17 protein-coding genes are annotated in these 22860 nt (G+C 71.8%); 8 read left to right on the forward strand and 9 right to left on the reverse strand.

Features of this window, described 5'->3' with window-relative positions; translation table 11 throughout:
* Positions 1-1119: a polyprenyl synthetase family protein gene (locus CGZ93_RS02760; RefSeq protein ID WP_094362629.1), complete on the reverse strand. Its 1119-nt coding sequence runs from the start codon at positions 1117-1119 to the stop codon at positions 1-3.
* Between the two features lie 50 nt (positions 1120-1169).
* Here CGZ93_RS02760 and metF point away from each other — a divergent pair, with 50 nt between their 5' ends.
* Entirely contained in the window at positions 1170-2066 is an 897-nt protein-coding gene (gene metF, locus CGZ93_RS02765; protein ID WP_094362630.1) for a methylenetetrahydrofolate reductase [NAD(P)H], read from the forward strand.
* Here the strand turns inward: metF and CGZ93_RS02770 are convergent.
* From CGZ93_RS02770 to CGZ93_RS02780, 3 genes are all read right to left on the reverse strand, one after another.
* A complete protein-coding gene (locus CGZ93_RS02770; RefSeq protein WP_094362631.1) occupies positions 2020-4275 on the reverse strand; it encodes a HelD family protein in 2256 nt (751 codons plus the stop codon). The genes metF and CGZ93_RS02770 overlap by 47 nt on opposite strands.
* Positions 4276-4387: 112 nt before the next feature.
* Entirely contained in the window at positions 4388-5353 is a 966-nt protein-coding gene (locus tag CGZ93_RS02775; protein WP_094362632.1) for a hypothetical protein, read from the reverse strand.
* Between the two features lie 18 nt (positions 5354-5371).
* Positions 5372-6829: a helix-turn-helix domain-containing protein gene (locus CGZ93_RS02780; RefSeq protein ID WP_229117155.1), complete on the reverse strand. Its 1458-nt coding sequence runs from the start codon at positions 6827-6829 to the stop codon at positions 5372-5374.
* 130 nt (positions 6830-6959) lie between these two features.
* Between CGZ93_RS02780 and aceA the strand changes: the two genes are divergently transcribed.
* A complete protein-coding gene (aceA, locus tag CGZ93_RS02785; RefSeq protein ID WP_094362633.1) occupies positions 6960-8252 on the forward strand; it encodes an isocitrate lyase in 1293 nt (430 codons plus the stop codon).
* A 305-nt stretch (positions 8253-8557) separates the two neighbouring features.
* Positions 8558-10165: a malate synthase A gene (gene aceB / locus CGZ93_RS02790; RefSeq protein WP_094362634.1), complete on the forward strand. Its 1608-nt coding sequence runs from the start codon at positions 8558-8560 to the stop codon at positions 10163-10165.
* A gap of 14 nt (positions 10166-10179) precedes the next feature.
* On the opposite strand, the gene CGZ93_RS02795 is transcribed toward aceB, so the two are convergent.
* The 4 genes from CGZ93_RS02795 to CGZ93_RS02810 form a co-directional block, all read right to left on the reverse strand.
* Positions 10180-11955, reverse strand: coding sequence for a hypothetical protein (locus tag CGZ93_RS02795; RefSeq protein ID WP_094362635.1), 1776 nt, complete (start codon positions 11953-11955; stop codon positions 10180-10182).
* A complete protein-coding gene (locus tag CGZ93_RS02800; protein ID WP_094362636.1) occupies positions 11955-13700 on the reverse strand; it encodes an outer membrane protein assembly factor BamB family protein in 1746 nt (581 codons plus the stop codon). Before CGZ93_RS02800 ends, CGZ93_RS02795 begins: the two co-directional genes overlap by 1 nt.
* An 87-nt stretch (positions 13701-13787) precedes the next feature.
* Positions 13788-14087, reverse strand: coding sequence for a hypothetical protein (locus CGZ93_RS02805; protein WP_141211050.1), 300 nt, complete (start codon positions 14085-14087; stop codon positions 13788-13790).
* 54 nt (positions 14088-14141) lie between these two features.
* The gene (locus CGZ93_RS02810) at positions 14142-14993 is read right to left on the reverse strand and encodes a hypothetical protein (RefSeq protein ID WP_094362638.1); all 852 of its coding nucleotides are present in this window, start codon (positions 14991-14993) and stop codon (positions 14142-14144) included.
* Positions 14994-15301: 308 nt separating this feature from the next.
* Between CGZ93_RS02810 and CGZ93_RS02815 the strand changes: the two genes are divergently transcribed.
* Genes CGZ93_RS02815 through CGZ93_RS02825 form a run of 3 tightly spaced genes read left to right on the forward strand, consistent with a single transcriptional unit; the run spans position 15302 to position 19786 of the window.
* On the forward strand, positions 15302-15658 hold the full coding sequence (locus tag CGZ93_RS02815) for a DUF6504 family protein (protein ID WP_141211051.1): 357 nt from the start codon (positions 15302-15304) through the stop codon (positions 15656-15658).
* A 10-nt stretch (positions 15659-15668) separates the two neighbouring features.
* The gene (locus CGZ93_RS02820) at positions 15669-16073 is read left to right on the forward strand and encodes an SAV_6107 family HEPN domain-containing protein (RefSeq protein ID WP_094362640.1); all 405 of its coding nucleotides are present in this window, start codon (positions 15669-15671) and stop codon (positions 16071-16073) included.
* A complete protein-coding gene (locus CGZ93_RS02825) occupies positions 16070-19786 on the forward strand; it encodes a DNA polymerase III subunit alpha (protein ID WP_094362641.1) in 3717 nt (1238 codons plus the stop codon). Before CGZ93_RS02820 ends, CGZ93_RS02825 begins: the two co-directional genes overlap by 4 nt.
* Positions 19787-19790: 4 nt before the next feature.
* Here the strand turns inward: CGZ93_RS02825 and CGZ93_RS02830 are convergent, their stop codons facing one another.
* On the reverse strand, positions 19791-20654 hold the full coding sequence (locus CGZ93_RS02830; RefSeq protein WP_141211052.1) for a carboxypeptidase-like regulatory domain-containing protein: 864 nt from the start codon (positions 20652-20654) through the stop codon (positions 19791-19793).
* 124 nt (positions 20655-20778) lie between these two features.
* On the opposite strand from CGZ93_RS02830, the gene CGZ93_RS02840 reads away from it, so the two are divergent.
* Positions 20779-21534, forward strand: a complete 756-nt coding sequence (locus CGZ93_RS02840) for a class I SAM-dependent methyltransferase (RefSeq protein ID WP_094362644.1) — start codon at positions 20779-20781, stop codon at positions 21532-21534.
* Positions 21535-21580: 46 nt separating this feature from the next.
* A complete protein-coding gene (dinB, locus tag CGZ93_RS02845; protein WP_094362645.1) occupies positions 21581-22741 on the forward strand; it encodes a DNA polymerase IV in 1161 nt (386 codons plus the stop codon).
* The last annotated feature ends 119 nt before the right edge of the window (positions 22742-22860 follow it).

Raw genomic sequence — 22860 nt, forward strand, 5'->3', positions numbered from 1 at the left:
TTATCGCTCCCGGCGTACCGCCAGGTCGGCCAGCCGGCTGAGCGCCTGCCGCCCCTGGTCGGTCATCGGTGCCTCCAGCGCGGTCAGGGCGCGGTCGTACTCGCGCTCGATCATCTGCTCCACCAGCGCGACCGCTCCGGAGCCGGCGATCAGCTCCCGGGCCCGGGCCACCCCGGCCTCGTCCAGGTCGGCGCGACCGAGCAGCCCGTCCAGCTCCCGGCATGCGGCCGCCGAGCTGCCGGCGTACGCGTGCGCCACCAGCACGGTGCGCTTGCCCTCGCGCAGGTCGTCCCCGGCCGGTTTGCCGGTGGTGGCGGCGTCGCCGAACACCCCGAGCAGGTCGTCGCGGAACTGGAAGGCCCGGCCCAGCGGCGATCCGTACGCCCGCAGCGCTTCCTGCAGCGCCGGGTCGGCCCCGCCGATCGCCGCCCCGATCTGCACCGGCCGCTGCACCGTGTAGCGGGCCGTCTTGTATTCCACCACCCGCTGCGCGTGGTCCAGCATCCGCTGCGGATCGTCGATCGGCTGATGCTGCATCAACACATCCAGGTATTGCCCGCAGGTCACCTCGGTGCGCATCGCCTGGACCAGCGGCCGGGCCCGCTGCAGCGCCTCGAACGACAACCCCGCGGTCTCGAACAGCTCCACCGACCACATCACCAGCAGGTCGCCGAGCAGGATCGCCCCGGCGTGCCCGAACCGGTCCGCGGCCCCCAGCCAGCCCGCTTCCCGGTGCAGCTGTTCCTGTTGGCGGTGCGCCGCCGGTACGCCCCGGCGGGTGTCGGAGGCGTCCATCACGTCGTCGTGCACCAGCGCCGACACGTGCAGCAGGTCCAGGCTGGCCGCGGCCCGCAGCAGCGCGTCCAACTGTTCCGACGACCCCGACGACTCCGGCAACCCGGCGGCCGCCACGAACCCCCACAGGCAGAAACCAGGCCGCAGCCGCTTGCCGCCGCCGGTGAAGGTGGCGGCCAGCTCGATCAACCGGGCCGGCTCGGGTCCCATCTCGGCCAGCACCGCCCGCTGGCCCTCGAGAAAGGACGTGATCGCCTGCTGCAGCCGGTCGCGGACTGCCGTCGAGGCTGGGTCGCTCGGGTCGAGGAGTTGCTGGTTTCCCACCCCCTGAGCCTATGCCGGTCGAGCGACCACGCTGGCCTAGGGTGGCCCCCATGTCCGACCTCGCCCGACCCACCATTGCCGAGGTGTTGGCGACGGCGCGGGGCCCGCTGTTCTCGTTCGAGTTCTTCCCCCCGGCCAGCGAGGAGGCCGAGCGTACGCTGTGGCAGACCGTCCGCGAGCTGGAGGCCCTCGGCCCCGACTTCGTCTCGGTCACCTACGGTGCCAACGGCTCCACCCGCGACCGCACCATCCACGCCACCCGGCAGATCTCCCGGGAGACCACGCTGCGCACGATGGGGCACCTGACCTGCGTCAGCCAGTCCCGCGACGACGTACGCCGGGTGGTGGGGGCGTACGCCGACGCCGGCGTCAGGCACATCCTGGCCGTCCGCGGGGACCCGCCGGGCGGTCCGACCGCACCCTGGCAGGCGCACCCGGACGGGCTGCAGAACGCCACCGAACTGGTCCGGCTGATCGCCTCGCTCGGCGACTTCTGCATCGGTGTGGCCGCCTTCCCCGACGTGCACCCCGAACAGTCCGACGCCGACCTGGACGCCCGAATCCTGGTGGACAAGGCGAACGCGGGCGCCTCGTTCGCGATCACCCAGCTGTTCTTCACCGCCGACGACTATTTCGGTCTGGTCGAGCGGGTGCGCGCGCTGGGCTGCGACATCCCGATCATCCCGGGCATCATGCCGGTCACCAACCTGCGTCAGATCGAGCGCTTCGCCGAGTTGTCGGGTGCGGCGCTGCCGGAGCGGGTGACTGCGCGGCTGCGCGCCGCCGGCGATCCGGATTCGGTGCGCGCAGTGGGGATCGAGCTCGGCACCGAGCTGTCGGCCGAACTGCTCGCGGGCGGCGCCCCCGGCCTGCACTTCTTCACCCAGAACCGCTCCCGGGCTACCCGAGAGATCTACGCCAGGCTCCAGCTGACCCGTCAGCGGTGAGGTCGAGGGTGACCAGCCGCTGGGTCGGTCGGGTCAGCGCCACGTAGAGCACGCGTACCCCACCCGGCGACTCGGCGACGATGTCGTCGGCGGCGACCACCAGCGCGGCGTCGTATTCCAGTCCCTTGCAGTCCAGCGGGGTGACCAGGGCCACCCGCTCGGCCTGCTCGCCGAACTCGGCGGTGGTGAGAATCCGTTGCACGGCAGAGATCCGCGACGGCGGGCAGATCACGCCGACGCTGCCCTCCACCTGGCCGAGCAGCAGGCGTACCCGCTCGGTGAGCAGCTCCGCCAGCTGATCGGGTCGACCGGAGAGCAGCTCCGGCTCGACCCCGGTCCGCCGGATCGCCGTCGGCAGGTCGGCGTCGGGGAAGGCCTGGCTGACCACCTTCGCGGCCAGCTCGAACACCTCGGCCGGGGAGCGATAGTTGGTGCTCATCCGGAACCGACGTGAGGGCGCGGTGCCGACCAGGTCGGTCAGCGCCCGCTCGCTCTCTGCGCGATCGGGCCAGGAGCTCTGAGCCGGGTCGCCGACCACCGTCCAGGAGGCCTGGGCGCCGCGGCGGCGCAGCATCCGCCACTGCATCGGGGTGATGTCCTGGGCCTCGTCGACCAGCACGTGGGCGAAGGTCTCGTGGGCCTCGGCGTCCGGGTCGTGCTCGTTGCGCTGGGCCTGGCGGTCCATCGTGGTGACCACCTCGGAGACCTGGGATCCGTCGGCCAGGAACAGCGTCGGGTCGGTCTCCTCCTCCTGCGGCACCGGCCCGATGATCGCGGCCAGCTCATCCAGCAGCGCCAGGTCGGCGACCGACCAGTCGGCGTTCTCGGCATAGCTGGCCGACAGCTGGTCGATCGCGCTCTCGTCGAGCCGGCCCCCGGCCAGCCGGGCGGTCAGCCGGCGGTCGGCCAACCGGCGCAGCACCTGGGTCGGGGTGAGCGGCGGCCACCACGCCTGGACGAACATCTTGTACGCCGCCTGGTCGCCGACCAGTTCCTCGAACGCGTCGCGCTCCAGCTCGTGCTCCTCGACCGGGAACCGCTGCCACAGCGCGTCCAGCAGGCCGCGCTCGGCGGCCGGCCGGCCCGAGTTGACCCGGTGGGTGCGCAGCACCTCGCTGCGGATCCGGGTCAGCGTGGACTCGTCGAGGGTGAGCACCTCACCCTTGACCGACACCCGCAACCGGGCCAGCTCGGCGGTCAGCTCCAGCAGCGGCTCGTTCACCAACCGGCGCAGCAGCGGCAGCATGGTCAGCGACCCCTTGATCACGTGGCCGGCGCTGGTGTCCACCCGCTCGGCGCGGAAGCCGAGCACGTCGACGGCCACCGAGCCGAGGGCGCGCAGGGTGACCGAGTCCTCGCCGAGGCTGGGCAACACCCGCTCGATGTAGTTCATGAACAGCCGCGAGGGGCCGACCACCAGCACCCCGCCGTTCTCGAAGCGCTTGCGGTGCGAATAGAGCAGGTAGGCCGCGCGGTGCAGCGCGACCACCGTCTTGCCGGTGCCGGGACCACCGGAGATGATCGTGACGCCCTGATAGGGGGCGCGGATCGCCTCGTCCTGCTCGGACTGGATGGTGGCGACGATGTCGCGCATCTGCGGGCCCCGAGCCCGGGAGAGGGCGGCCATCAGCGCGCCCTCGCCGACCACGACCAGGTCCTCGTCGGCGGACTGCCCGTCCAGCAGGTCGTCCTCGATGCCGATCACCCGGTCCCCGCGGCAGCGCAGCACGCGGCGGCGTACCACCTCCATCGGGGTGTTCGGGGTGGCCCGATAGAACGGTTCGGCGGCCCGGGCCCGCCAGTCGATCACCAGCGGTTCGTAGTCGTCGTCGCGGACACCGATCCGGCCGATGTAGCGGATCTCCCCGTCGGTGCGGTCGAGCCGGCCGAAGACGAGCCCCTCGTGCTCGGCGTCCAGCACGGCGAGCCGTTTGGCGGCCTGGAAGGCGAACACGTCGCGCTCGAACAGCCCGGTGCCGTCCTCCTCGCGCGCCCAGCTCATCCGGTCGCCCTGATAGAGGGAGCGTCCTTCGGTGGCCACCTGCTGGGCCGAGCGGGTGGCCTCGGCCAGCCGCTCATAGACGGCGTCGACGTGGGCCTGCTCGACCGCGATCTCCCGCTCGATCGTGCTGCCCGGAGCCTGCCCCGGACCGGGACGCCCGTTGTACTGCGAGGGTCCCGGACCCTCGGCCCGCGAATGCGCTGTCAATCCCGTCAATCCTCACCGGTCGGAAACAGACTGTTGATTCTACGCGGGCCGGGGCCGACGGGGGCAACAACCCGGATTGTTACCGCTCCGTTCACCTGCCGGTTGACCTTGATCATCGGCGGCGGTGCACGGTCAGGTTCTTGTTGGTCGGGTGGATGTCCTCCCCGGTCAGGTCCGCGTGCACGGCGTACGCCGCCAGTGCGGCCGACAGCAGTTGGCCGGCCATGGTGCGGCCGGCGGCGGTGTGTGCGCCGCAGGTGTAGCGGCCGGGTTCCAGTCGGGAGCCGGTACGCCGCCACCACGGCTTCGGGCCGCGCAGGCCCCGGGGGATGCTGCCGGTGGCGACGATGGTGGCGTCGGCGTGCCCGGGTGGGGTGCTGGCGCTGGTGACGCCGCGCTGCTCGAGCCGGTCGGCCAGCGCGTCGACCAGCGCCGAGGTGCCAACCGGCGTACCGGAGTCGTCGGTGACCTGCCACAGGCCGAAGGTGCGCTCCACGCTCAGCCACATCGCCTCGGTCGCGGGGGAGCGGCGCGGATCGCCCTCGGCGGACTCACGGATCACCTGCGAGAGCACCGGGTGGTCGAAGCGCCGAGCCAGGTCGTCGACGGTGCGGGTGGTCCAGAGCTGTCGCCGGGATTTCTTCCACAGCACGGGATCGAGCTCCCGCTCCAGGCCGAGTGGGCGTCTGGCCTGCCACACCTCGTCGAGGGCGTCCAGCAGATCCCGCCAGCGTGCGGCGACCGGCTCACCGAAGGCCTCGGACAGGGTGCGCCACTGGGCTCCCCGCTCGGCCGGCAGCTCGATCCCGGCGACGCGGCGGGCCGGGACCGGGGTGAGAGCGAGCCCCCTGCGGGTCAGTTCGGCCTCCAGGATCCGCCCCGACTTCTTGAACAGGTCCCGCCACGGCGCCGGAAACGTGAACACCGCCGGCAACTCGGCGATCGCGCTCCCTGAGCCGCCCTTTCCGGTCCCTGAGCCTGTCGAAGGGACCAGCACCACCCGATGCCCGACCTTCGCCAGCCGCGCCGCCACGGCCATCCCGGCCAGCGAGTCGCCCAGCACGGTGATGGCAGCCACGGTCGGGGAGTTTAGCCCTCAGCTGTGCTGCTGCAGGAAGGTGTACACCTCGGTCTCGTCCACGCCGGGAAAGGCGCCCGGCGGCAAAGCGGCCAGCAGGTGGGAGTGGGCCCGGGCCGAGGGCCAGGCGTTGCCGGCCCACTCCCGGGCCAACTCGCTCGGCGGCCGCCGGCAGCAGGATTCGTCGGGGCAACCCGATTTGGAGCGTTCCCTGGTCACCCGGCCGCGGAACCACTTGGCGTGCACGTAGGGCACCCCGATGCAGGTGGAGAAGTCCTTCTCCACCCGGGCGGTGCACCAGAACGTGCCGGCCGGGGTGTCGGTGTACTGGTCGAAGGCGTTGAACTTGTCCTCGGCGTCGAACACCTGGCGGCTGGTCCAGTAACGGCACACCGGCTGGCCCTCGATCGCCCCGGTGTGGTCGGCGGGGAAGCTCACCCCGTCGTTCTCGTAGGCCTTGTAGATGATCCCCGAGTCGTGCACCTTCTGGAAGTGCACCGGAATCTCCAGGTGGTGGGTGATCAGGTTGGTGATCCGGTGGCTGGCCGCCTCGTAGGACACGGCGTACGCGTCGCGCAGGTCCTCCACGGCCAACTGCTTCTCCTTCTTGGCCTGCCGCAGGAACTCGACGGTGGTCGATTCGGGCATCAGCAGGGCGGCGGCGAAATAGTTGGTCTCGATCCGCTGGCGCAGGAATTCCCCATAGCTGTTGGGAGTCTGGTGTCCGAGCACGTGGTGCCCGAGCGCCTGCAGCAGCACCGAACGCGGGTCGTGCTCACCCCCGGTCGCGCGCGGCAGATAGATCCGCATCTGCTTCAGATCGGTCACCGAACGGGTGGAGTGGGGCAGGTCACCGACATGGTGCAGGGTGAAACCCAGGTGGGCGGTGATCGCCCCGATCTCGTGCTGGGACAGCGGACCCCGGCGATAGCCGGACTGCTTCAGCAGCCGGGCCGCCTCCTGTTCGAGGTCGCCGAAATAGTTGTTGCGGGCCTTCATCTCCGCCCGCAGCTCGGTGTTGGCGCGGCGGGCCTCCTCGGGGGTGGCGACCTGCTCCTCGGCGGTGCGGGCCAGCTCGCGGTGCAGCGCGACCAGGGTCTCCAGCACCTCCATCGGCATCCGCGGGGAGATGCGTACGCTCGGCAGCCCCTTCTGCTGGGCGAGCGGAGAGCGCATCGCGCGGTCCAGCTCGATCTCCAGCAGGGTGCGCCGGTTCGGCACCTCCTGCAGGAAGTCGTCGATGGTGACCCCGTACGCCCTGGCGAGGTTCTGCAGCACCGACACCTTCGCCTCGCGCTTCCCGTTCTCCAGTTGGGAGAGCTGTGAGGAGGCGATTCCGGTCAGCTCGGAGACCTGGGCCAGGGTGAGGTTGCGCTCCTTGCGCATGGTGCGGATGCGCCGGCCCAGCGAAAACGGGTCGAAAACGGAGGTCTGCTCGGCCTGCTGGGGGCGACGCTGCCAGTCGGTTTGAGTCACATTTTCAGTATAGAGAAAATCTGCAGATTTTTCACCAAGAATCTCCTGTCGAAGTGGTTGTTCTTCTCGCAGAGTGGTGTCACCGGGTGATCAGGAGTCACCCCGTGAGACGTACAGCAAAGGAGCCGTCATGAGCGAGAGCACCACCCACATCCCGATGAGCGCCGAGTCCATGGAGCAGGACTGGAAGGACAACCCGCGCTGGGCGGGGGTGCGCCGCGACTACACCGCCGCCGACGTGGTGCGGCTGCGCGGTCGGGTGCAGGAGGAGCACACCCTCGCCAAGCGTGGCGCCGAGCAGCTGTGGCGCAAGCTGCACAGCGAGGACTTCGTCAACGCCCTCGGCGCGCTGACCGGCAACCAGGCCGTGCAGCAGGTCAAAGCCGGGCTCAAGGCGATCTACCTGTCCGGCTGGCAGGTCGCCGCCGACGCCAACCTGTCCGGGCACACCTATCCCGACCAGTCGCTCTATCCGGCCAACTCGGTGCCGCAGGTCGTGCGCCGGATCAACAACGCGCTGCTGCGCGCCGACCAGATCGAGTGCGCCGAGGGCATCCAGAGCGTCGACGAGTGGCTGGTGCCGATCGTCGCCGACGCCGAGGCCGGCTTCGGCGGACCGCTGAACGCCTACGAGCTGATGAAGTCGATGGTCGCCTCCGGTGCCTCGGGCGTGCACTGGGAGGACCAGCTGGCCAGCGAGAAGAAGTGCGGCCACCTGGGCGGCAAGGTGCTGATCCCGACCAAGCAGCACGAGCGCACCCTGAACGCGGCCCGGCTCGCCGCCGACGTCGCGGGCACCCCGTCGCTGATCATCGCCCGCACCGACGCCGAGGCGGCCACCCTGATCACCTCCGACGTCGACGAGCGCGACCAGGAGTTCCTCACCGGTGAGCGCACCGGCGAAGGCTTCTACAAGGTGCGCAACGGCATCGAGCCGTGCATCGCCCGCGGCCGGGCGTACGCCGAGTATGCCGACCTGCTGTGGATGGAGACCGGTACGCCGGATCTGGAGCTGGCGAAGAAGTTCGCCGACGCGATCCACCAGACGCACCCCGACCAGATGCTGGCCTACAACTGCTCGCCGTCGTTCAACTGGAAGAAGCACCTCGACGACGCGACGATCGCCAAGTTCCAGCGCGAGCTCGGGGCGATGGGCTACAAGTTCCAGTTCATCACCCTGGCTGGCTTCCACGCACTCAACTACTCCATGTTCGACCTGGCGCACGGGTACGCCCGCGAGCAGATGACCGCCTACGTCGACCTGCAGGAGCGCGAGTTCGCCGCCGAGGAGCGTGGCTACACCGCCACCAAGCACCAGCGCGAGGTGGGTACCGGCTACTTCGACCAGATCGCCCAGGCGGTCAATCCGGAGAGCTCCACCACCGCCCTGGCCGGCTCCACCGAGAACGCCCAGTTCCACTGAGCTGATTGGCCGGGGGAAAGACCCCCGGACCCCCTGGCGGCGCTCCGTCTCGCTCGCTTCGGGTGCAGCGCGAATTCTCGTTGATCGGTTGCGATCGCGGGATGACGCGCTGCACCCTCGGGCTCGGTGAGACGGCCTGAGGACGCGCCGCGGGGTTGGGTGCCGGGAGACTCCTCCTCCATCGAGACGCCCCGTCCTGGCCGGCGTTCCCTTGATCCGCGTGCGGGTGGTCACAACCGCCGAGGTCTTGTCCATTCCTCAGTTGACCGCCCGCACGCAAACCTTGTCACAGTAAGGAAATCTCAATGCAGCAGGTTGAGCTGGTCGGTGTCCCTTCGGTCCCTCGAGGGGAAGAGGTGCTGACCGTTGAGGCGCTGGAGTTCGTGGCGGCGCTGCACCGGATGGCCAACGGGCGCCGGCTCGAGCTGCTGCAGGAACGCAGGTTGCGAACCGCGGAAATCCTTGCTGGCAAGGATCCGCAGCGGCCCGCGTCCACCGCGCACCTGCGCGATGATCCGCGGTGGCGGGTGGCGCCGCCGGCTCCGGGGTGGGCGGACCGGCGGGTGGAGATCGTCGGACCGGCCGAGCCGAAGACGGCGATCAATGCGCTCAACTCCGGGGCCCAGGTGTGGCTGGCCGACCTGGAGGACTCGCTCAGCCCGACCTGGCACAACCTGATCACCGGGCAGCTGACCCTGCGCGACGCGGTGCGCGGCAGCTGCGAGCTGGACACCCCCGAGCGGCACTACCGGGTGTCGGCCGAACTGACGCCGACCATCGTGGTGCGCCCGCGCGGGCTGCACCTGGACGAGACCCACCTGCTGGTCGACGGAGAGCCCGTTTCCGCCGCCCTGTTCGACTTCGGCCTGCACCTGTTCCACAACGCGACCGAGCTGATCGCGCGCGGACGTGGACCCTACTTCTATCTGGCCAAACTGGAGTCGCATCTGGAGGCCCGCTGGTGGAATGCGGTGTTCGGGGCTGCCCAGGACCTGCTCTCCCTCCCGCACGGCACCATCCGCGCCGCCGTGCTGATCGAGACGATGACCGCGGCCCTGGAGATGGAGGAGATCCTCTACGAGCTGCGCGAGCACGCCGCAGGGCTGAGCGCCGGTCGCTGGGACCACGTCTTCTCGCTGGTGAAGAGTTTCCGCAGTCGCGGCAACGGTTTCCTGCTGCCCGACCGGGACCAGATCACCATGGCGGCACCCTTCCTGCGCCGGTACGCCGCGGAGCTGGTCCGCGCCTGCCATCGGCGCGGGGCGTACGCCGTCGGCGGTCCGGCCGCGTTCTGGCCCGACCGGGATGACCCCCGGGCCAACCGCCGCGCGCTGGACCGGGTCCGGATCGAGCACACCCGCGAGGCCAAGGAAGGCTTCGACGGCTCCTGGGTGGCCCATCCCGACCTGGTCGGTGTCTGCGCCGCGGTGTTCGACGAGGCGCTGGGCGGGCGCACCGACCAGCTGCACCGCAGGCGTACCGAACGCCCGGCACCGGCCGCCGAGCTGATCGACCTGCGGATCCCCGACACCGAACTCACCGAACGCGGGCTGCGCACCAACATCACCGTCGTCATCCGCTATCTGGACGCCTGGCTGCGCGGTGAGGGAGCGGTCGCGATCGGTTGCCTGATGGAGGATGCGGCCACCGCCGAGATCTGCCGCTCCCAGCTGTGGCACTGGCTGCACCTGCGTGCCCGGACCGCGGAGGGACAGCGGGTCACCGCGGAATGGCTGCAGCAGCTGATCGACGATGAGTTCGCCCGGATCCCGCGCACCGAGGGTGATCGGGTGGCCGAGGCGTACTCCCTGCTCCGCGAGGTCACCTTCGCCGAGGAGTACGCCGAATTCCTCACCGTGGCGGCACTTCCGCAACTCCTGCACCGGGAGCGGGACGCGTTGACCCCGGCCTGATCGGTGCCCGGCGCTCAGTGCAGCTGCTGCTCACCCTGGGTGTAGCGGCGTCCGCCACCGGACAACGCCAGGGAGAGGGCGACGAATCCGGTGAGCAGCACCAGGGTGGTGCCGAGCAGTCCCTGACCGATCGCCTCCAGTCCGTCCAACCGCAGCTGGTAGTGACCGCCGTGGCCGGCCAGCATCAACGCCATCGTCACGCCGAAGACCGCATTCGCCAACGCCAGCAGCACCCTCGCCGGGATCGGCACCCGCGGACCCGGGGTGCGGGTCCAGGCGTGGTCGGTGAGCACCTTCCAGAGCAGACCCGCGAGCAGGGCGGCGCTCACTCCGCTCAGCGACAGCAACCGGGTGATCGGGTCGTCCAACCACTCGCGGTGATTCCACAGCGCGGTCATCAGCAGGGCGGTGGCGAGCGCGATCAGCCGCACCTGATCCAGCCGGCGACGGAGCAGCAACCACAGCAGTACCAGCAGGCTGGCCGTGCTCAGCGCCACCATCACCCCCTCCGCCGCGGCCGGCTGGCCCAGCTGGCCGAGCACCTCGAGCACCGCGTGCGCGGCGGCGAACCCCGCCAGCCCCATCGCCGTCAGCCGCAGTCCCCGGCGCGCGGATCGCAGGGCGAGCAGGCCGGCCACCAGGACGGCGATCAGGGTCGTCGGCAGGTCGAGCTGCGGTTGCAGGGTCCGCACCAGCCGCTCCGGGCCCGGCAGCCCGAAGGCGCCCAGGATGCCGGCGACCAGCATGCCCAGCCCGCCGGTCGCTCCGATCAGCAGGCCCAGCCACGGGGAGAACCGTCGCCAGGCGGCCGGGACGTCGTCGGGGTCGGCACGCAGGTCGAGATCTCCCGCGTGGCGGTCGGCGGTCCAGCCGGCCAGCGCGATGGCCGGGAGCACGCCGATGGCGAGCGCGGCCCCGCCGACCAGCGCGGTCGCCGACAGCTCGCCGGAGCGCCACTGGTTCCACAGCCAGCCGAACTCCCAGCAGGCGACCACGGTGAGCAGACCGCCGGCCCACCACCGGGCGCCGCGCCGGTTGCGGAGCAGCCCGGCGAAGCCGGTCGCGGTCCAGGCCGCGGTGCTGACACTGAGCTCGACCAGGGCCGCCCCGGCCAGCACGGTGGCCGGAATGGCCAACGGCCACATCATGGCGAGCAGCACCGAGAGGCGGTTCACCCGCTCGTCCATGCCGCCCTGGGCGACCACCACCGGTTGGGCCGCCACCCCCGCGACGACGGCGTGGCCCACCAGCAGCAGCACCACCGGGAACTCCCAGGCGGCAAACGCGGACCGCCAGCGGAGCACCAGCAGCAGCGCGAGCAGTGCCGGTACCGCCAGGGTCACCCAGACCGTGGCATGCACCGGGCCGGCGCCGGTGGCGAACACCTGATCCAGATAGAGCGGCCGGACCAGGGTGGCCGAGACGACCACCCACAACAGCACCCGGAGCCACCACCAGCGCACGTGCAGGGCTGCGGTGAACAGCGCGGCCAGGGCGACCGAGACCAGCAGCAGGGTCAGCGCGAAGATCGTGAAGGGGACCGTCTGGTCCGGCTGGGTGACCAGCAGGTTCGTGCGCAACCGCAGCATCGGGGCGGCGAGGATCGTGACCCCGGCCAGCAGGTAACAGCCCAGGGCGGCGTAGACCACCCCGTGCAGCCCGTTCGGCCACTGGGCCGGGGTTCCGGGGGCGTCGCGGAGCCGACCCTCGCGCACCGGCTCCACCAGCACGCGGGTGACCACGAACCCGACCAGGCGCACCAACCGTCGTGGCAGCGGTTGTGCTTCCATCAGCGGGCCTCGAGCCGGTGGCCGCGGACGGCGACCACCCGCTCCCACTGGAACAGCCATGCCTGCCCCGGCCCGGCGACCAGGTGCGGTCTGGTCAGCACCGGTACCGGCCAGCCGCCGCGGCTGTCGCCGGCGACGGTGATCAGCTCCAACCGGCCGGAGCGGTGCAGCACCCACCCGTCCGGGGTGGCCACCGCCGCGCCGACCCCCGGGAGTTGGCGGCGGACCCGCCCATTGGCGGGGTCGAGCAGCACCAGCGCCGGGGCGTCCACGATGGCGGCCAACGCCCCCTGCCCGGCCACCAGCTGATCCGCCGGGCCCGGCAGGGTGACGTCCCAGTCCGAGGCCCCGGAGTCACTGGACCAGGCGCGGACCTGCCGCCCGGACGCGGCGACGACGCGCTCCGGGGTGACCAGTAGGCCCCTCGCCGGTCCGCCCAGCGGGTGGTCCCACCTCTGGGCGCCGTCGCGGCTGTCCAGCACCCGGAGCTGGTTCTCGTTGTCCACCACGGCCACCGTCATGGGGTCGGCGACCAGTCGCTGGCCGACACCGTTGGGCAGGTGGCGCTGCCACAGCGGTTCGCCGTCGGTCAGGCTCCGCAGCTCCACCTGCCCGCCCAGGGTGGCCACCAGCAGGCCCTGCGGAAGCGGTATCGGCTCCACCACGGCCACATCGTCCAGGCTGGCCCGCCACACCAGTTGGCCGGTGGGCCGATACAGCAGCAACTCGCGGGTCGAGGTGGTGATCGCCAGATGCTCACCGACCGAGGTCAGCGTCAGCACCTTGCCACCGGGTCGCAGCCAGCCCACCTGCCGGTGCCGGCCGTCCGCCCCCGGCGCGAAGCAGTGCACGTCGTCCAGATAGGACTGGGTGATCGCCAGCACACCGTCGTCGGTGAGCACCGGCGGGCGGTGGCTGAACGGTGGCTGCGCGGTGTCGCCGAAGGAGCCGTCGGGCACCAGCGTGGACAGCTCCCGCAACCGGATGGCGCCGGCGTCGGCCGGCAGCGGCCTGGGTGCGGGTGCGGTGACGGTGTCGCCCACCGCTTCGGCTGGGGCGTACCCCCAGCGCGGTGGGGCGCCGGGCAGGTCGGTCTCGCCGCTCTGCGCGACCACTCCGCGCCCCGGGCACCAGGTGCTCAACTCCCGCCAACCGCGGGTCAGCTGGCCGGTGGTGAGCGTGGTCCGGGAGTCGACCTGCAGGCAGCCCGGTTCGTCGCCCGCCCGGGCGCTGGACTGGTTGGTGTACGCCCATTCCCGGCCGGAGCTGGCGGCCCGACCCGTCGAGGACCATTGCGAACCGTCGGCCAGGCTGGCCGGCAGCACCCGCAACCCCGGCTTCAGCGCGACCCCGAACCGTCCCCAGGACTGGGTCTCCAACCGAGCGCCGTCGGCATCGAGGACCAGCAGCCGCAACCGTGCCGGGCCGCTGCCGCCGAGGACCTCACGCCAGTAGCTCGTGCCGCGCGGATGCCGATCGGTCAGGCCCAGTGCTGCCGGCGGCACGGCCAGGGTCTCGGCGCCGGTGAAACGGGAGTGCTCGACCTGGGCCGGGCCGGCCGCCGCGGCGTCACCGCGCGACCGCACCGGTTCGCGGTGGGCATCGATCGGGACGAATCGCGCGACCGCGCCTGCCAGCAGCACCGGCTCGGCGCTGGAACGCTGCACCAGCAGACCGAGCCACCCCAGGACTGCCACGGTCATGACCAACGCCGGGACGGTGGCCGAACGCACCGCAGAACCCATGCTGATTATCCTATAAGGGTTGGGGTTCCCGGCTTGCCCAACTGTCTTGCCGCGGCCGTTCGCCAGCGCCAGCAGCACACCGCCTGATCAGCGCAGGTGGGCGTCGCCGGTCGAGACCGTCCGCCCGCGGCCGGGCAGCGCCCCGGCACAGCCCAGGACGATCGCCACGATCAGCACGGTGTGTGCCAGGTGTTGATCCCCCAGAGATTCCACGTTGTCGGGCCGGAACGGGTAATTCCCACCCAGACCGGCCAGGATCAGCACCAGCAACAACCCGAAGAAGGCGTTGGCCAGCACGAACAGCACCCGACTCGACACCGGAAGGTCGGGCGTACCGTGCCGTGCCGCCTCTCCGTCGGTGAGCAGGCGCCAGATCAATCCCACCACCAGGGCCACGTTGAAGCCGCTGCCGATGACCAGCAGCGAGACCGGTTCGGCGATCTAGTTCCGGTAGGGCCAGGCGTCTGACAGCAGCAGCACCGTGACCAGGCCAACCATCCGGGTGACGGTCAGGCTGGCACGAACCAGGTGGCTGGCCGCGATCACCAGCACCGCCGGTACCGCCAGTACGGTCATGGTGTCCGCGTCGGCGCGGAGGTCCAGCACCGTGGCCAGCAGGCTGGCCAGTTGCACCGCGGTGAACGCTGCCGCGCAGGCGGCCGCCACTCGCAGTCCGCGACGCGCCGACCAGACCGCCAGTGCCCCGGCCGCCATCACGGTGATCACGTCCAACGGCCGGGGCCCCAGCCAGGCTCGCACCGCCTCCACCGCGGTGGCGAGTGACGCGAGCCCCACCGCCTCGGCCAGCTGGCCGATGATCTGATCGGCCATCACCGGCACCCCCAGCGACAACGCCAACCAGGGCACGACCCGACGCCAGGCGGCCGGCACGTCGTCGGGGTCGGGGCGCAGGTCAAAGTCGCCGGACACACGGTCTGCCCACCACACCGCGAACGCCATCGCCCCGGCCGTCAGCGCCACCACCACCGACCCCCAGGCCAGCCCGATCAGTCGTGACCCGAGGCTGCCGTCGGAGACGTCGTCGACCAGCTGCAGCACCCGGGCGGCCACGAGCGCGAGCAGCAGCACCCCGAGGAGCAACCGCGGCCACCCCCGGTGCCGGCTGGTCGGGCCGCTGACCAGACGGCGCACCGCGGTCCCGGTCCACGCGGCCGTGGACACCGCGAGCTCGCCCAGCGCCGCCCCGGCCATCAGCATCGCCGGGTACGCCAGCATCCCAAGCAGGCTCGATTCCGGCCAGGAGCGCCAGCAGCAGAAGCAGAATCCCGGCATCACTGGATCGGCGGCGAGGTGGCTCGTACCGGGTCGACATTTGGCCGCGATCATAACCCACGGTCAGGGTCCGGGATCGGGGTTGACGGACTGTCGGTGCCGGTGTCTATAGTTGGTCCTGTTCGAACAGGTGTTCGAGAAGCACTTGGGGAAGGGCCCTCGGCACTCGTTCGGACGCAGGGCTGGTCCCGGCGCGGGTGGAACTCGACCCCCGCTCGCGCCGGGGCTTCCTCGTTCACGAGGCCGCCCGGGTCGAGAACCGGCAGCGCGACGCTGCGACAGAGTGCGAACACACCCGGGGAGCGGCCATGCGGATCTATCGACAACCGATCGAGGTGCACGTCGGCCTGGTCGACGGGATCGAGGGACCGGCCGAGTTCAGGTGGCAGGGTCGGCAGTGGCAGGTCGAGCAGGTGCAGGCGCGCTGGGTGCTGACCGCCCCCTGGTGGGAGTCGCCGGCGGCCCGCGCGGTGCGCGACGGCGGCGTCCGGCTCGACGACCCGCCCGACGGCTCCGCCTCTCCCGACGACCTGCTCGCCGAGCGGGTCGGCTGGCGAGTGGTCGCCGGCCGCGGATCGGCCCGCACCGAGTCCCGACGCAGCGGGGTCTTCGAGCTGCACCACGCCACGGCCACCGGCTGGTGGCTCGACCGAGTGATCGACTGAGGGGAAGCAGATGACCGATGCGGGCAGTGAACTCGTGCGCGCCCGGGCCACCCTGGTCCAGGCCGAGCTGACCGGGTCGACCACCGAGCGCTACCTGATCGCGCACCGCGCCGCGGGTCAGGTGGCGGCGGTCGTGCTGGCGGCCCGCTGCCGCCAGGGGACCCGGTTGGGGCGACGCAACGTCTGGCGGGTGCTGGCCGAGGTGGCCCCAGAGCTGGCCGAGTGGGCCGGGTTCTTCCTTGCTCTGCAGGGAAGATGCGAAGTGCTCCGGGCCGGGGCCAGCAACCTGGTCAGCACCCGCGAGGCCGACGACCTGGTCCGGGAGGCGACCACCTTCCACGACCAGGTGGCCCGTCGACTGGCCCGGCCGACCCGGGCGCGTGCGGCCTCCCCGGCCCGGAGGGCGGAGGCATGAGCGACCCGTTCGTGCACCTGCGGGTCACCTCGGCGTACTCGCTGCGGCACGGCGCCTCGCAACCGGCCGAGCTGGTGGCGCGGGCCGCCGAGCACGACATGGACACCCTGGGCCTGACCGACCGCGACGGGCTCTACGGGGCGATCCGATTCGCCGGATCCTGTGCCAGTGCGGGAATCGCGCCGGTGCTCGGGGTCGACCTGGCACTGCTTCCGGGTGGCGCGTCCACCCGTGACCAACTGGGTACGCCGCAGCGGCGCGGCCCGGTCCGCGGCGGAGCCCGCGCCGTGGAGTTGCCACGCGTGGTGGTGCTGGCCACTTCGCGGGCGGGCTGGTCGACCCTGTGCCGGCTCACCTCGGCGGTGCACCTGTCCGGGGTGCGCGGGGAACCGATCGCCGACCGGGCCACCATCCTCGAGCACGCCGCCGGTGGTGAGGTGGTGGTGCTGCTCGGGCCCGACTCCGAGCTGGGGCTGGCGGTGGCCGAGCGGCCCGACCTGGCCGAGGGGCTGTTGCGCGAGTGGGCCACCGCGCTGCCGCCGGGTGCACTGGTGGTGGGGGTGACCGACCACCAGCTGCCCGGTCGCGGGGTCGGCTCCAGCGCCCACGCCGCCCGGATGCTCGCGCTGGCCGACCACTGCCGGGTGCCGGCGGTGCTGACCAACGCCGTGCGGATGGCCCACCGGGACCAGGCCCCCACCCTGGACGTGCTGGACTGCGCCCGCCGGCTGGTCCCCCTGGACACCCGCAACGTGGATCGGCGCAACGCTGAGGCCTGGCTCAAGTCGGGCAAGGAGATGCTCACCGTGGCCGAGCTGCTCGCCCGCCGGGCCGGCCGCGGTGGCGACGGGGCGGCCCGGCTGATCGGCGACACCCGGGCCCTGGCGCTGCGCTGCCGGCTCGACCCCCGGGCCGACCTGGGACTGGGTGAGATCCACCTGCCCGAGCTCGCGGTGATCGGTGGCGGGGAGCGCTCCGGAGACGCCCAGCAGCTGCTCACAGATCGTTGTGAGGCAGGAATCGCGGCCCGCTACGGGTATGCCACCGAGGCGATCCGGCAACGGCTGGACGACGAGCTGGCGGTGATCGCCGGGCACGGCTTCGCCTCCTATTTCCTCACCGTCGACGACGTGGTGCGGTTGGTCCGCGACCGCGGCTGCCGGGTGGCCGCCCGCGGTTCGGGGGCCGGGTCGCTGGTCAACTACCTGCTCGGCATCTCCGGGGTGGACCCGGTCCGGCACGACCTGGTGATGGAGCGTTTCCTGTCCCCGTTGCGCCGCAGCCTGCCCGACATCGACCTCGACGTGGAGTCGGATCGGCGCGAGGAGATCTACGAGCAGATCCTGGCCGCCTTCGGCGGGGAGCGGGTGGCCTGCGTGGCGATGATGGACACCTACCGGGTGCGGCACGCGGTCCGCGACGTGGGCGCCGCGCTCAGCCTGCCGCCGGGGGAGATCGACGCCATCGCCAAGGCGTTCCCGCACATCCGCGCCCGCGATGCCCGGGCCGCGCTGCGCGACCTGCCCGAGCTGCGGGCGGCGGGCCTGGCCGAGCGCCGGCTGGACCTGCTGTTCGAGCTGGTCGAGTCGCTGGACGGGCTGCCGCGCCACATCGCCCTGCACCCCTGCGGCGTACTGCTGTCGGATGCCACTCTGCTCGACCGCACCCCGGTGGAGGCGAGCTATGCCGGTTATCCGATGAGCCAGTTCGACAAGGACGACGTGGAGGCCATCGGGATGCTCAAGCTGGACGTGCTCGGCATCCGGATGCAGTCGGCGATGTCGCACGCGGTCACCGAGATCGAGCGCACCGCCGGGCAGCGGATCGACCTGGAATCCCTGGCCGGGGACGGTTTCAGCGACCCGGACACCTATCAGCTGATCGCCTCCGCGCAGACCCTGGGCTGCTTCCAGATCGAGTCGCCGGGGCAGCGGGAGCTGATCGGCAAGTTCGGCCCCGCCGACTTCACCGACATCATCATCGACATCTCCCTGTTCCGGCCCGGCCCGGTCAAGAGCGACATGGTGCGCCCGTTCCTCGAGGCCAGGCAGGGATTCGCCGAGGCCCACTATCTGCACCCCGACCTGGAACCCCACCTGCGCGAGACCTGCGGGGTGGTGGTGTTCCACGAACAGGTGATCCAGATCATCGCCACCTTGAGCGGGTGCTCCCTGGCGGTCGCCGACGAGGTACGCCGAGCCCTCGGCACCGCGGACGGCCAGGCCGAGGCCAGGGCGTGGTTCATCCCCACCGCGATCGAACGCGGTTATCCGGTGCCGGTGGTGCAGAAGGTGTGGCAGGTGCTGGAATCCTTTGCCTCGTTCGGTTTCTGCAAGGCACACGCGGCCGCGTTCGCGCTGCCGACCTACCAGTCGGCGTGGCTGAAGACGCACTGGCCGGCCCACTTCCTGGCCGGGGTGCTCACCCACGACCCGGGGATGTACCCGAAACGGCTGATCCTGGAGGAGGTGCGCCGATCCGGGGTCGCGGTGCTCGGGCTGGATGTGAACGCCTCCGCCGACCACTACCGGGTGGAGACGCTTCCGGAAGCTCCGGAATCGACGGGCGACTCAACTGGATCGACACCACGGTGGGGGATCCGGATGTCGCTCGCCGACGTGAAGGGGATCAGCGGGACCGAGGTTGCCCGGATCGTGGCCGGTCAGCCCTACCGGTCGCTGAACGACTTCTGGAACCGCGCCCAGGTGTCCGCCCCGGTCGTGGAGCGGCTGGTGCTGGCCGGCGGTTTCGACGCGGTGCACCAGCTCGGCGGAGGCGGGTCGGTGCCCCGGCGCGGCCGGCTCACCCGGCGCGACCTGCTGCTCTCGGTGGCCGATCTGCACCGCGACAGCCGGGCCAGCATCAAGCAGGCGCCCAGGGCCCGCGGGCTGGCCGCCCGGGCGGCCCGGCGCACCGGGGCGTACGCCGACCCGGCGGACCCGGCGACCGGTCAGGACCCGCGGGACCGGGCCGGTGCGCAGAGCCGCCGTCCGGCCGCGGTACGCCCGCCAGAAATCCAACTGCCACTGGATTTCGCCGAGTCGAACGAACCGGTCAGCTCCGGGTTGCCGGAACTCACCGACGCCGAACGGGTGCGCACCGAGCTGGCGGTGCTCGGGCTGGACGTGAGTCGGCACGTGGTCGACTTCTATGCCCCGCTGCTGGAGGCGCTGCAGGTGACCCGGTCCCGCGACCTGTTGCAGGTGCGCCGCCGCCAGGGGTTGCTGGTGGCCGGGGTGAAGGTGGCCACCCAGACCCCTCCGGTCCGCTCCGGGCGACGGGTCGTCTTCCTCACCCTGGACGACACCACCGGGCCGGTGGACGCCACCTTCTTCGAGGACGCCCAGGGCCCCTATGCACGCACCATCTTCGGCTCCTGGCTGCTGCTGGTGCGCGGTGAGCTGCGGCGTACCGGACCACGCGGGGTGTCACTGCAGGCCGACGGCTGCTGGGACCTGGGTGAGCTGTTCACCCGGTGGCAGTCGGTGCTGGAGCTGACCGGGGACCGGGAGCGGGCGCTGGCCGCGGTGCGCGACGTGCTCGCCGAGGTGCCCGAGGACTTCGGCGGCGGAGCCCGACGGGTGCTGGTGCACCCCAGCGGATTCCGCCAATCGGCGTACGCCGACATCAAACCGGCCGAGGGTCCGGGCGCCGCGGCCGCCGGCGCCCCGCGCAAGCTGTGGCACTCCAGCCCGGGGAGCTCGGGCCGATGAGCGGCTACCAGGTCACCTTCGTGCTGGCCCCCGGACGCCCCGCGGCGGCCGGTGCGGTCACCGTGAGCTCACGGCTGCCGGGCATCGGCACCGAGAGCTGGAACCCGCCGTCGGCGCCGGTGCCGACCGGTGCGGCCAGACCCGGTGCGGTGACCTGGGCGCCGGCGAGCGGACGCCCGTCGGCGCCGAGCAGGCGCCCGGTCACCGTCAACTGGTTGCCCATCGCGGTGACCGCGGGACCGCCGGCCCCGCCGGGCCCGGTGAATCGAGGAGTCGGCTGCGCGGGTGCGGTCGGCGGCGGAGTGGTCGCGGGTGCCGCCGGCGGCGGGGTGGTGCGGGTCGGGGTCGGCGTCGGGCTCGGGGTGGGGCGGGGTACGCCCCGACGGATCAGGAAGGAGCTGGGGGCATGCTGGTCATCGCCGCGGTAGTGCATCATCAGCGTCGCCTCGGCGGGGGCGTCGGCGTTGCTGAAGCTCGCCGAGAAACCGCCGTCGACACCGGTGGAATAGCTCTGCACCAGGTTGCGGGTGGTGCCCTCCAGATAGAAGTCGCCGACCGCACCGACGATCGGTTGCCGGGCCTCGTCGAGCAGTCGCCCGCGGACCGTGAACCCGTTCCCGGTGGGCGAGACCACCAGCCCGTCCAGCTGCACCGGTCGGACCTCGTTCATCGGCGGGGTCGCCGACGGGTTGGCGCTGCCGGTCGCGGCCGGGGTGGCCGAGGGCGTCGTCGAGGCACTGGGCACCGCAGTGCTGACCGGCGCAACGACCGGGGCCTGGCTGGGCGCATCGGCCGGCCGGCCGCTGCACCCGGTGACGAGCAGGGTGCAGAGCGCGAGCGTGATCGCGGTGGAACGGAGCTGTGGCATCGAGGTCCTGCTGGTCGGGGATCGCTGCCGATCAACCTAGGTGCCCCGCTGACCCCGGGCAAACCGCCTCAGCCCGGCGGACAGGCCGCGGGTGGGCCGATAGGCTCCAGACCGAGGAGGGCAGATGAGCGAGAAGCAGCAGACGGGTCCGAGCCGGAATCCGGCGCCGACCAGACCGGCCCAGCGCCGTCGATCGGTCTCCCACCGCCTGCTGGTGCGGCTGCTGGTCGACCAGCTCAACCAGCACCGGGGATCCGGGCTGGAGGTGGTCGACCTCGGCGGCGGTACCGGCGGGCTGGCCGCCGCGCTGGCCGAGGCCGGGCACCGGGTGCTGGTCGTCGATCCGTCACCGGATGCGCTGGCCGCGACCTCCCGTCGCGCCGCGGAGTCCGGGCTGGGCGATCGGATGCGGGCCGTGCAGGGGGACACCACCACCCTGGCCGAGGTGGTACCCGCCGGATCCGCCGACGTGGTGCTCTGCCACCTGGTGCTGGAGCGCCGGGCCGGGACCGCCGAGGCGCTCCGGGCGATCGCCGGGGCGGTCGCCCCCGAGGGGTTGCTCAGCGTGCTGATCGGGCAGCGACTGCCGCGGGTGCTGCAGCAGGCCGAGGCCGGCAACTTCGCGGCCGCCGGCCACCTGCTGTCCGACCCGGAACTGCTCGACCGGACCGCCCTGCACGAGCTGTTGACCGAGACCGGGTGGGACCTGCTCGCCGAGCACGGTATCGGGGTGATCGCCGACCAGGTCCCCACCACCGTGGCCGAGGGCCGCTCCGAGAAACTGCTCGAGCTGGAGACCGCCGCCTCGGCCCGCCCCGAGCTGCTCGAGGCGGCACCCAAGTTGCACGTTTTGTCCGCGCTCGCGCGCAGCGCGCGGTAACCCCGCTCTTCGGGCGCAGCCGTCGAAACCCTCGCGAGGGGGTGACATGAGCGTACGGTCGACGGTTCTGCATGTGGACATGGATGCGTTCTATGTGGGGGTGGAGCTGCGGCGGAGGCCGGAGCTGGTGGGGCGGCCGGTGCTGGTCGGTGGGGCGACGCGGGGGGTGGTGCTGTCGGCGAGCTATCAGGCCAGGGAGTCGGGGGTCGAGGGTGGGATGCCGATGACCCGGGCCAGGCGGTTGTGCCCGCAGGCGGTGGTGCTGCCACCGGACTTCGAGGCGTACGCCGAAACCTCGCGTGGGGTGTTCGCGATCTTCGAGGCGATCACCCCGGGGGTGGAGCCGATGTCGATCGACGAGGCCTTCCTCGACGTGTCCGGCTCAACGCGACTGCTGGGCAGCCCGGCCCGGATCGGGGAGCTGATCCGGGCCAAGGTGTTCGACGAGCAGGGCATCACCTGCTCGGTCGGGATCGGGCCGTCGAAGTTCGTCGCCAAGCTGGCCTCCTCGGCCGCCAAGCCCGACGGGCTGCACGAGGTCGCCCCGGACCGGGTCGTCGAATTCCTGCACCCGCTGCCGGTGACCGCGATCTGGGGAGTGGGGGAGGCCACCGCCGAAAAGCTGCACCGACTCGGCCTGCGCACCGTCGCCGACCTGGCCTACCTGCCGAAGACCACCCTGCAGCGCGGACTCGGCGTACACCTGGGCGGGCTGCTCGCCGACCTGGCCTGGGGCCGCGACAACCGTGCCGTGACGGCCCGGCCGGCCGAACGCAGCATCGGCTCCGAACACACCTTCGGCCGCGACACCGACGACGCCGAGGTGGTCCGCCGCGAGCTGCTGCGGATGGCCGACCGGACCACCTCCCGGATGCGCGCCGCCGGGATGCTGGGGCGCAGCGTGGTGATCACCGTCCGCTTCGCCGACTACAGCCAGCTCACCCGGACCGGTAGCCTGCGCACTCCGACCGACGGCACCAAGGAGGTGTACGCCCGGGCGATCGCACTGTGGGAATCCCTCGGCCTGGCCCGGGCCCGGGTGCGCAAGGTCGGGGTCCGGGTGGCCGGGCTGGTGCCGGCCGCCGAGGCGTACTGCCAACCCGAACTGACCGAGCCCGAGCACGGCTGGCGCGACGCCGAGCGGGCGATGGACGCCGCGATCGCCCGGTTCGGTCCGCGGGCGGTACGCCGGGCCGCACTCGGCTGAACCCGGCCATCCAGAAGCCCACTACCAAAGAAGATGGTGAGAAAGTCGCCCGACTCGCCGTCCACCCGCTGAGCCCTCCAATCTGCGGGTTTCCTTGACCCAGCGCGCGAACTAGACTT

This window comes from Enemella dayhoffiae (assembly GCF_002250625.1).
Lineage (GTDB): Bacteria > Actinomycetota > Actinomycetes > Propionibacteriales > Propionibacteriaceae > Enemella > Enemella dayhoffiae.

Coding starts and splice junctions, on each gene's coding strand:
- metF (WP_094362630.1), top strand. CDS start 1,170: ATGTCCGACCTCGCCCGACCCACCATTGCCGAGGTGTTGGCGACGGCG.
- aceA (WP_094362633.1), top strand. CDS start 6,960: ATGAGCGAGAGCACCACCCACATCCCGATGAGCGCCGAGTCCATGGAG.
- aceB (WP_094362634.1), top strand. CDS start 8,558: ATGCAGCAGGTTGAGCTGGTCGGTGTCCCTTCGGTCCCTCGAGGGGAA.
- CGZ93_RS02795 (WP_094362635.1), bottom strand. CDS start 11,955: ATGGAAGCACAACCGCTGCCACGACGGTTGGTGCGCCTGGTCGGGTTC.
- CGZ93_RS02800 (WP_094362636.1), bottom strand. CDS start 13,700: ATGGGTTCTGCGGTGCGTTCGGCCACCGTCCCGGCGTTGGTCATGACC.
- CGZ93_RS02810 (WP_094362638.1), bottom strand. CDS start 14,993: ATGCCGGGATTCTGCTTCTGCTGCTGGCGCTCCTGGCCGGAATCGAGC.
- CGZ93_RS02815 (WP_141211051.1), top strand. CDS start 15,302: ATGCGGATCTATCGACAACCGATCGAGGTGCACGTCGGCCTGGTCGAC.
- CGZ93_RS02820 (WP_094362640.1), top strand. CDS start 15,669: ATGACCGATGCGGGCAGTGAACTCGTGCGCGCCCGGGCCACCCTGGTC.
- CGZ93_RS02825 (WP_094362641.1), top strand. CDS start 16,070: ATGAGCGACCCGTTCGTGCACCTGCGGGTCACCTCGGCGTACTCGCTG.
- CGZ93_RS02830 (WP_141211052.1), bottom strand. CDS start 20,654: ATGCCACAGCTCCGTTCCACCGCGATCACGCTCGCGCTCTGCACCCTG.
- CGZ93_RS02840 (WP_094362644.1), top strand. CDS start 20,779: ATGAGCGAGAAGCAGCAGACGGGTCCGAGCCGGAATCCGGCGCCGACC.
- dinB (WP_094362645.1), top strand. CDS start 21,581: ATGAGCGTACGGTCGACGGTTCTGCATGTGGACATGGATGCGTTCTAT.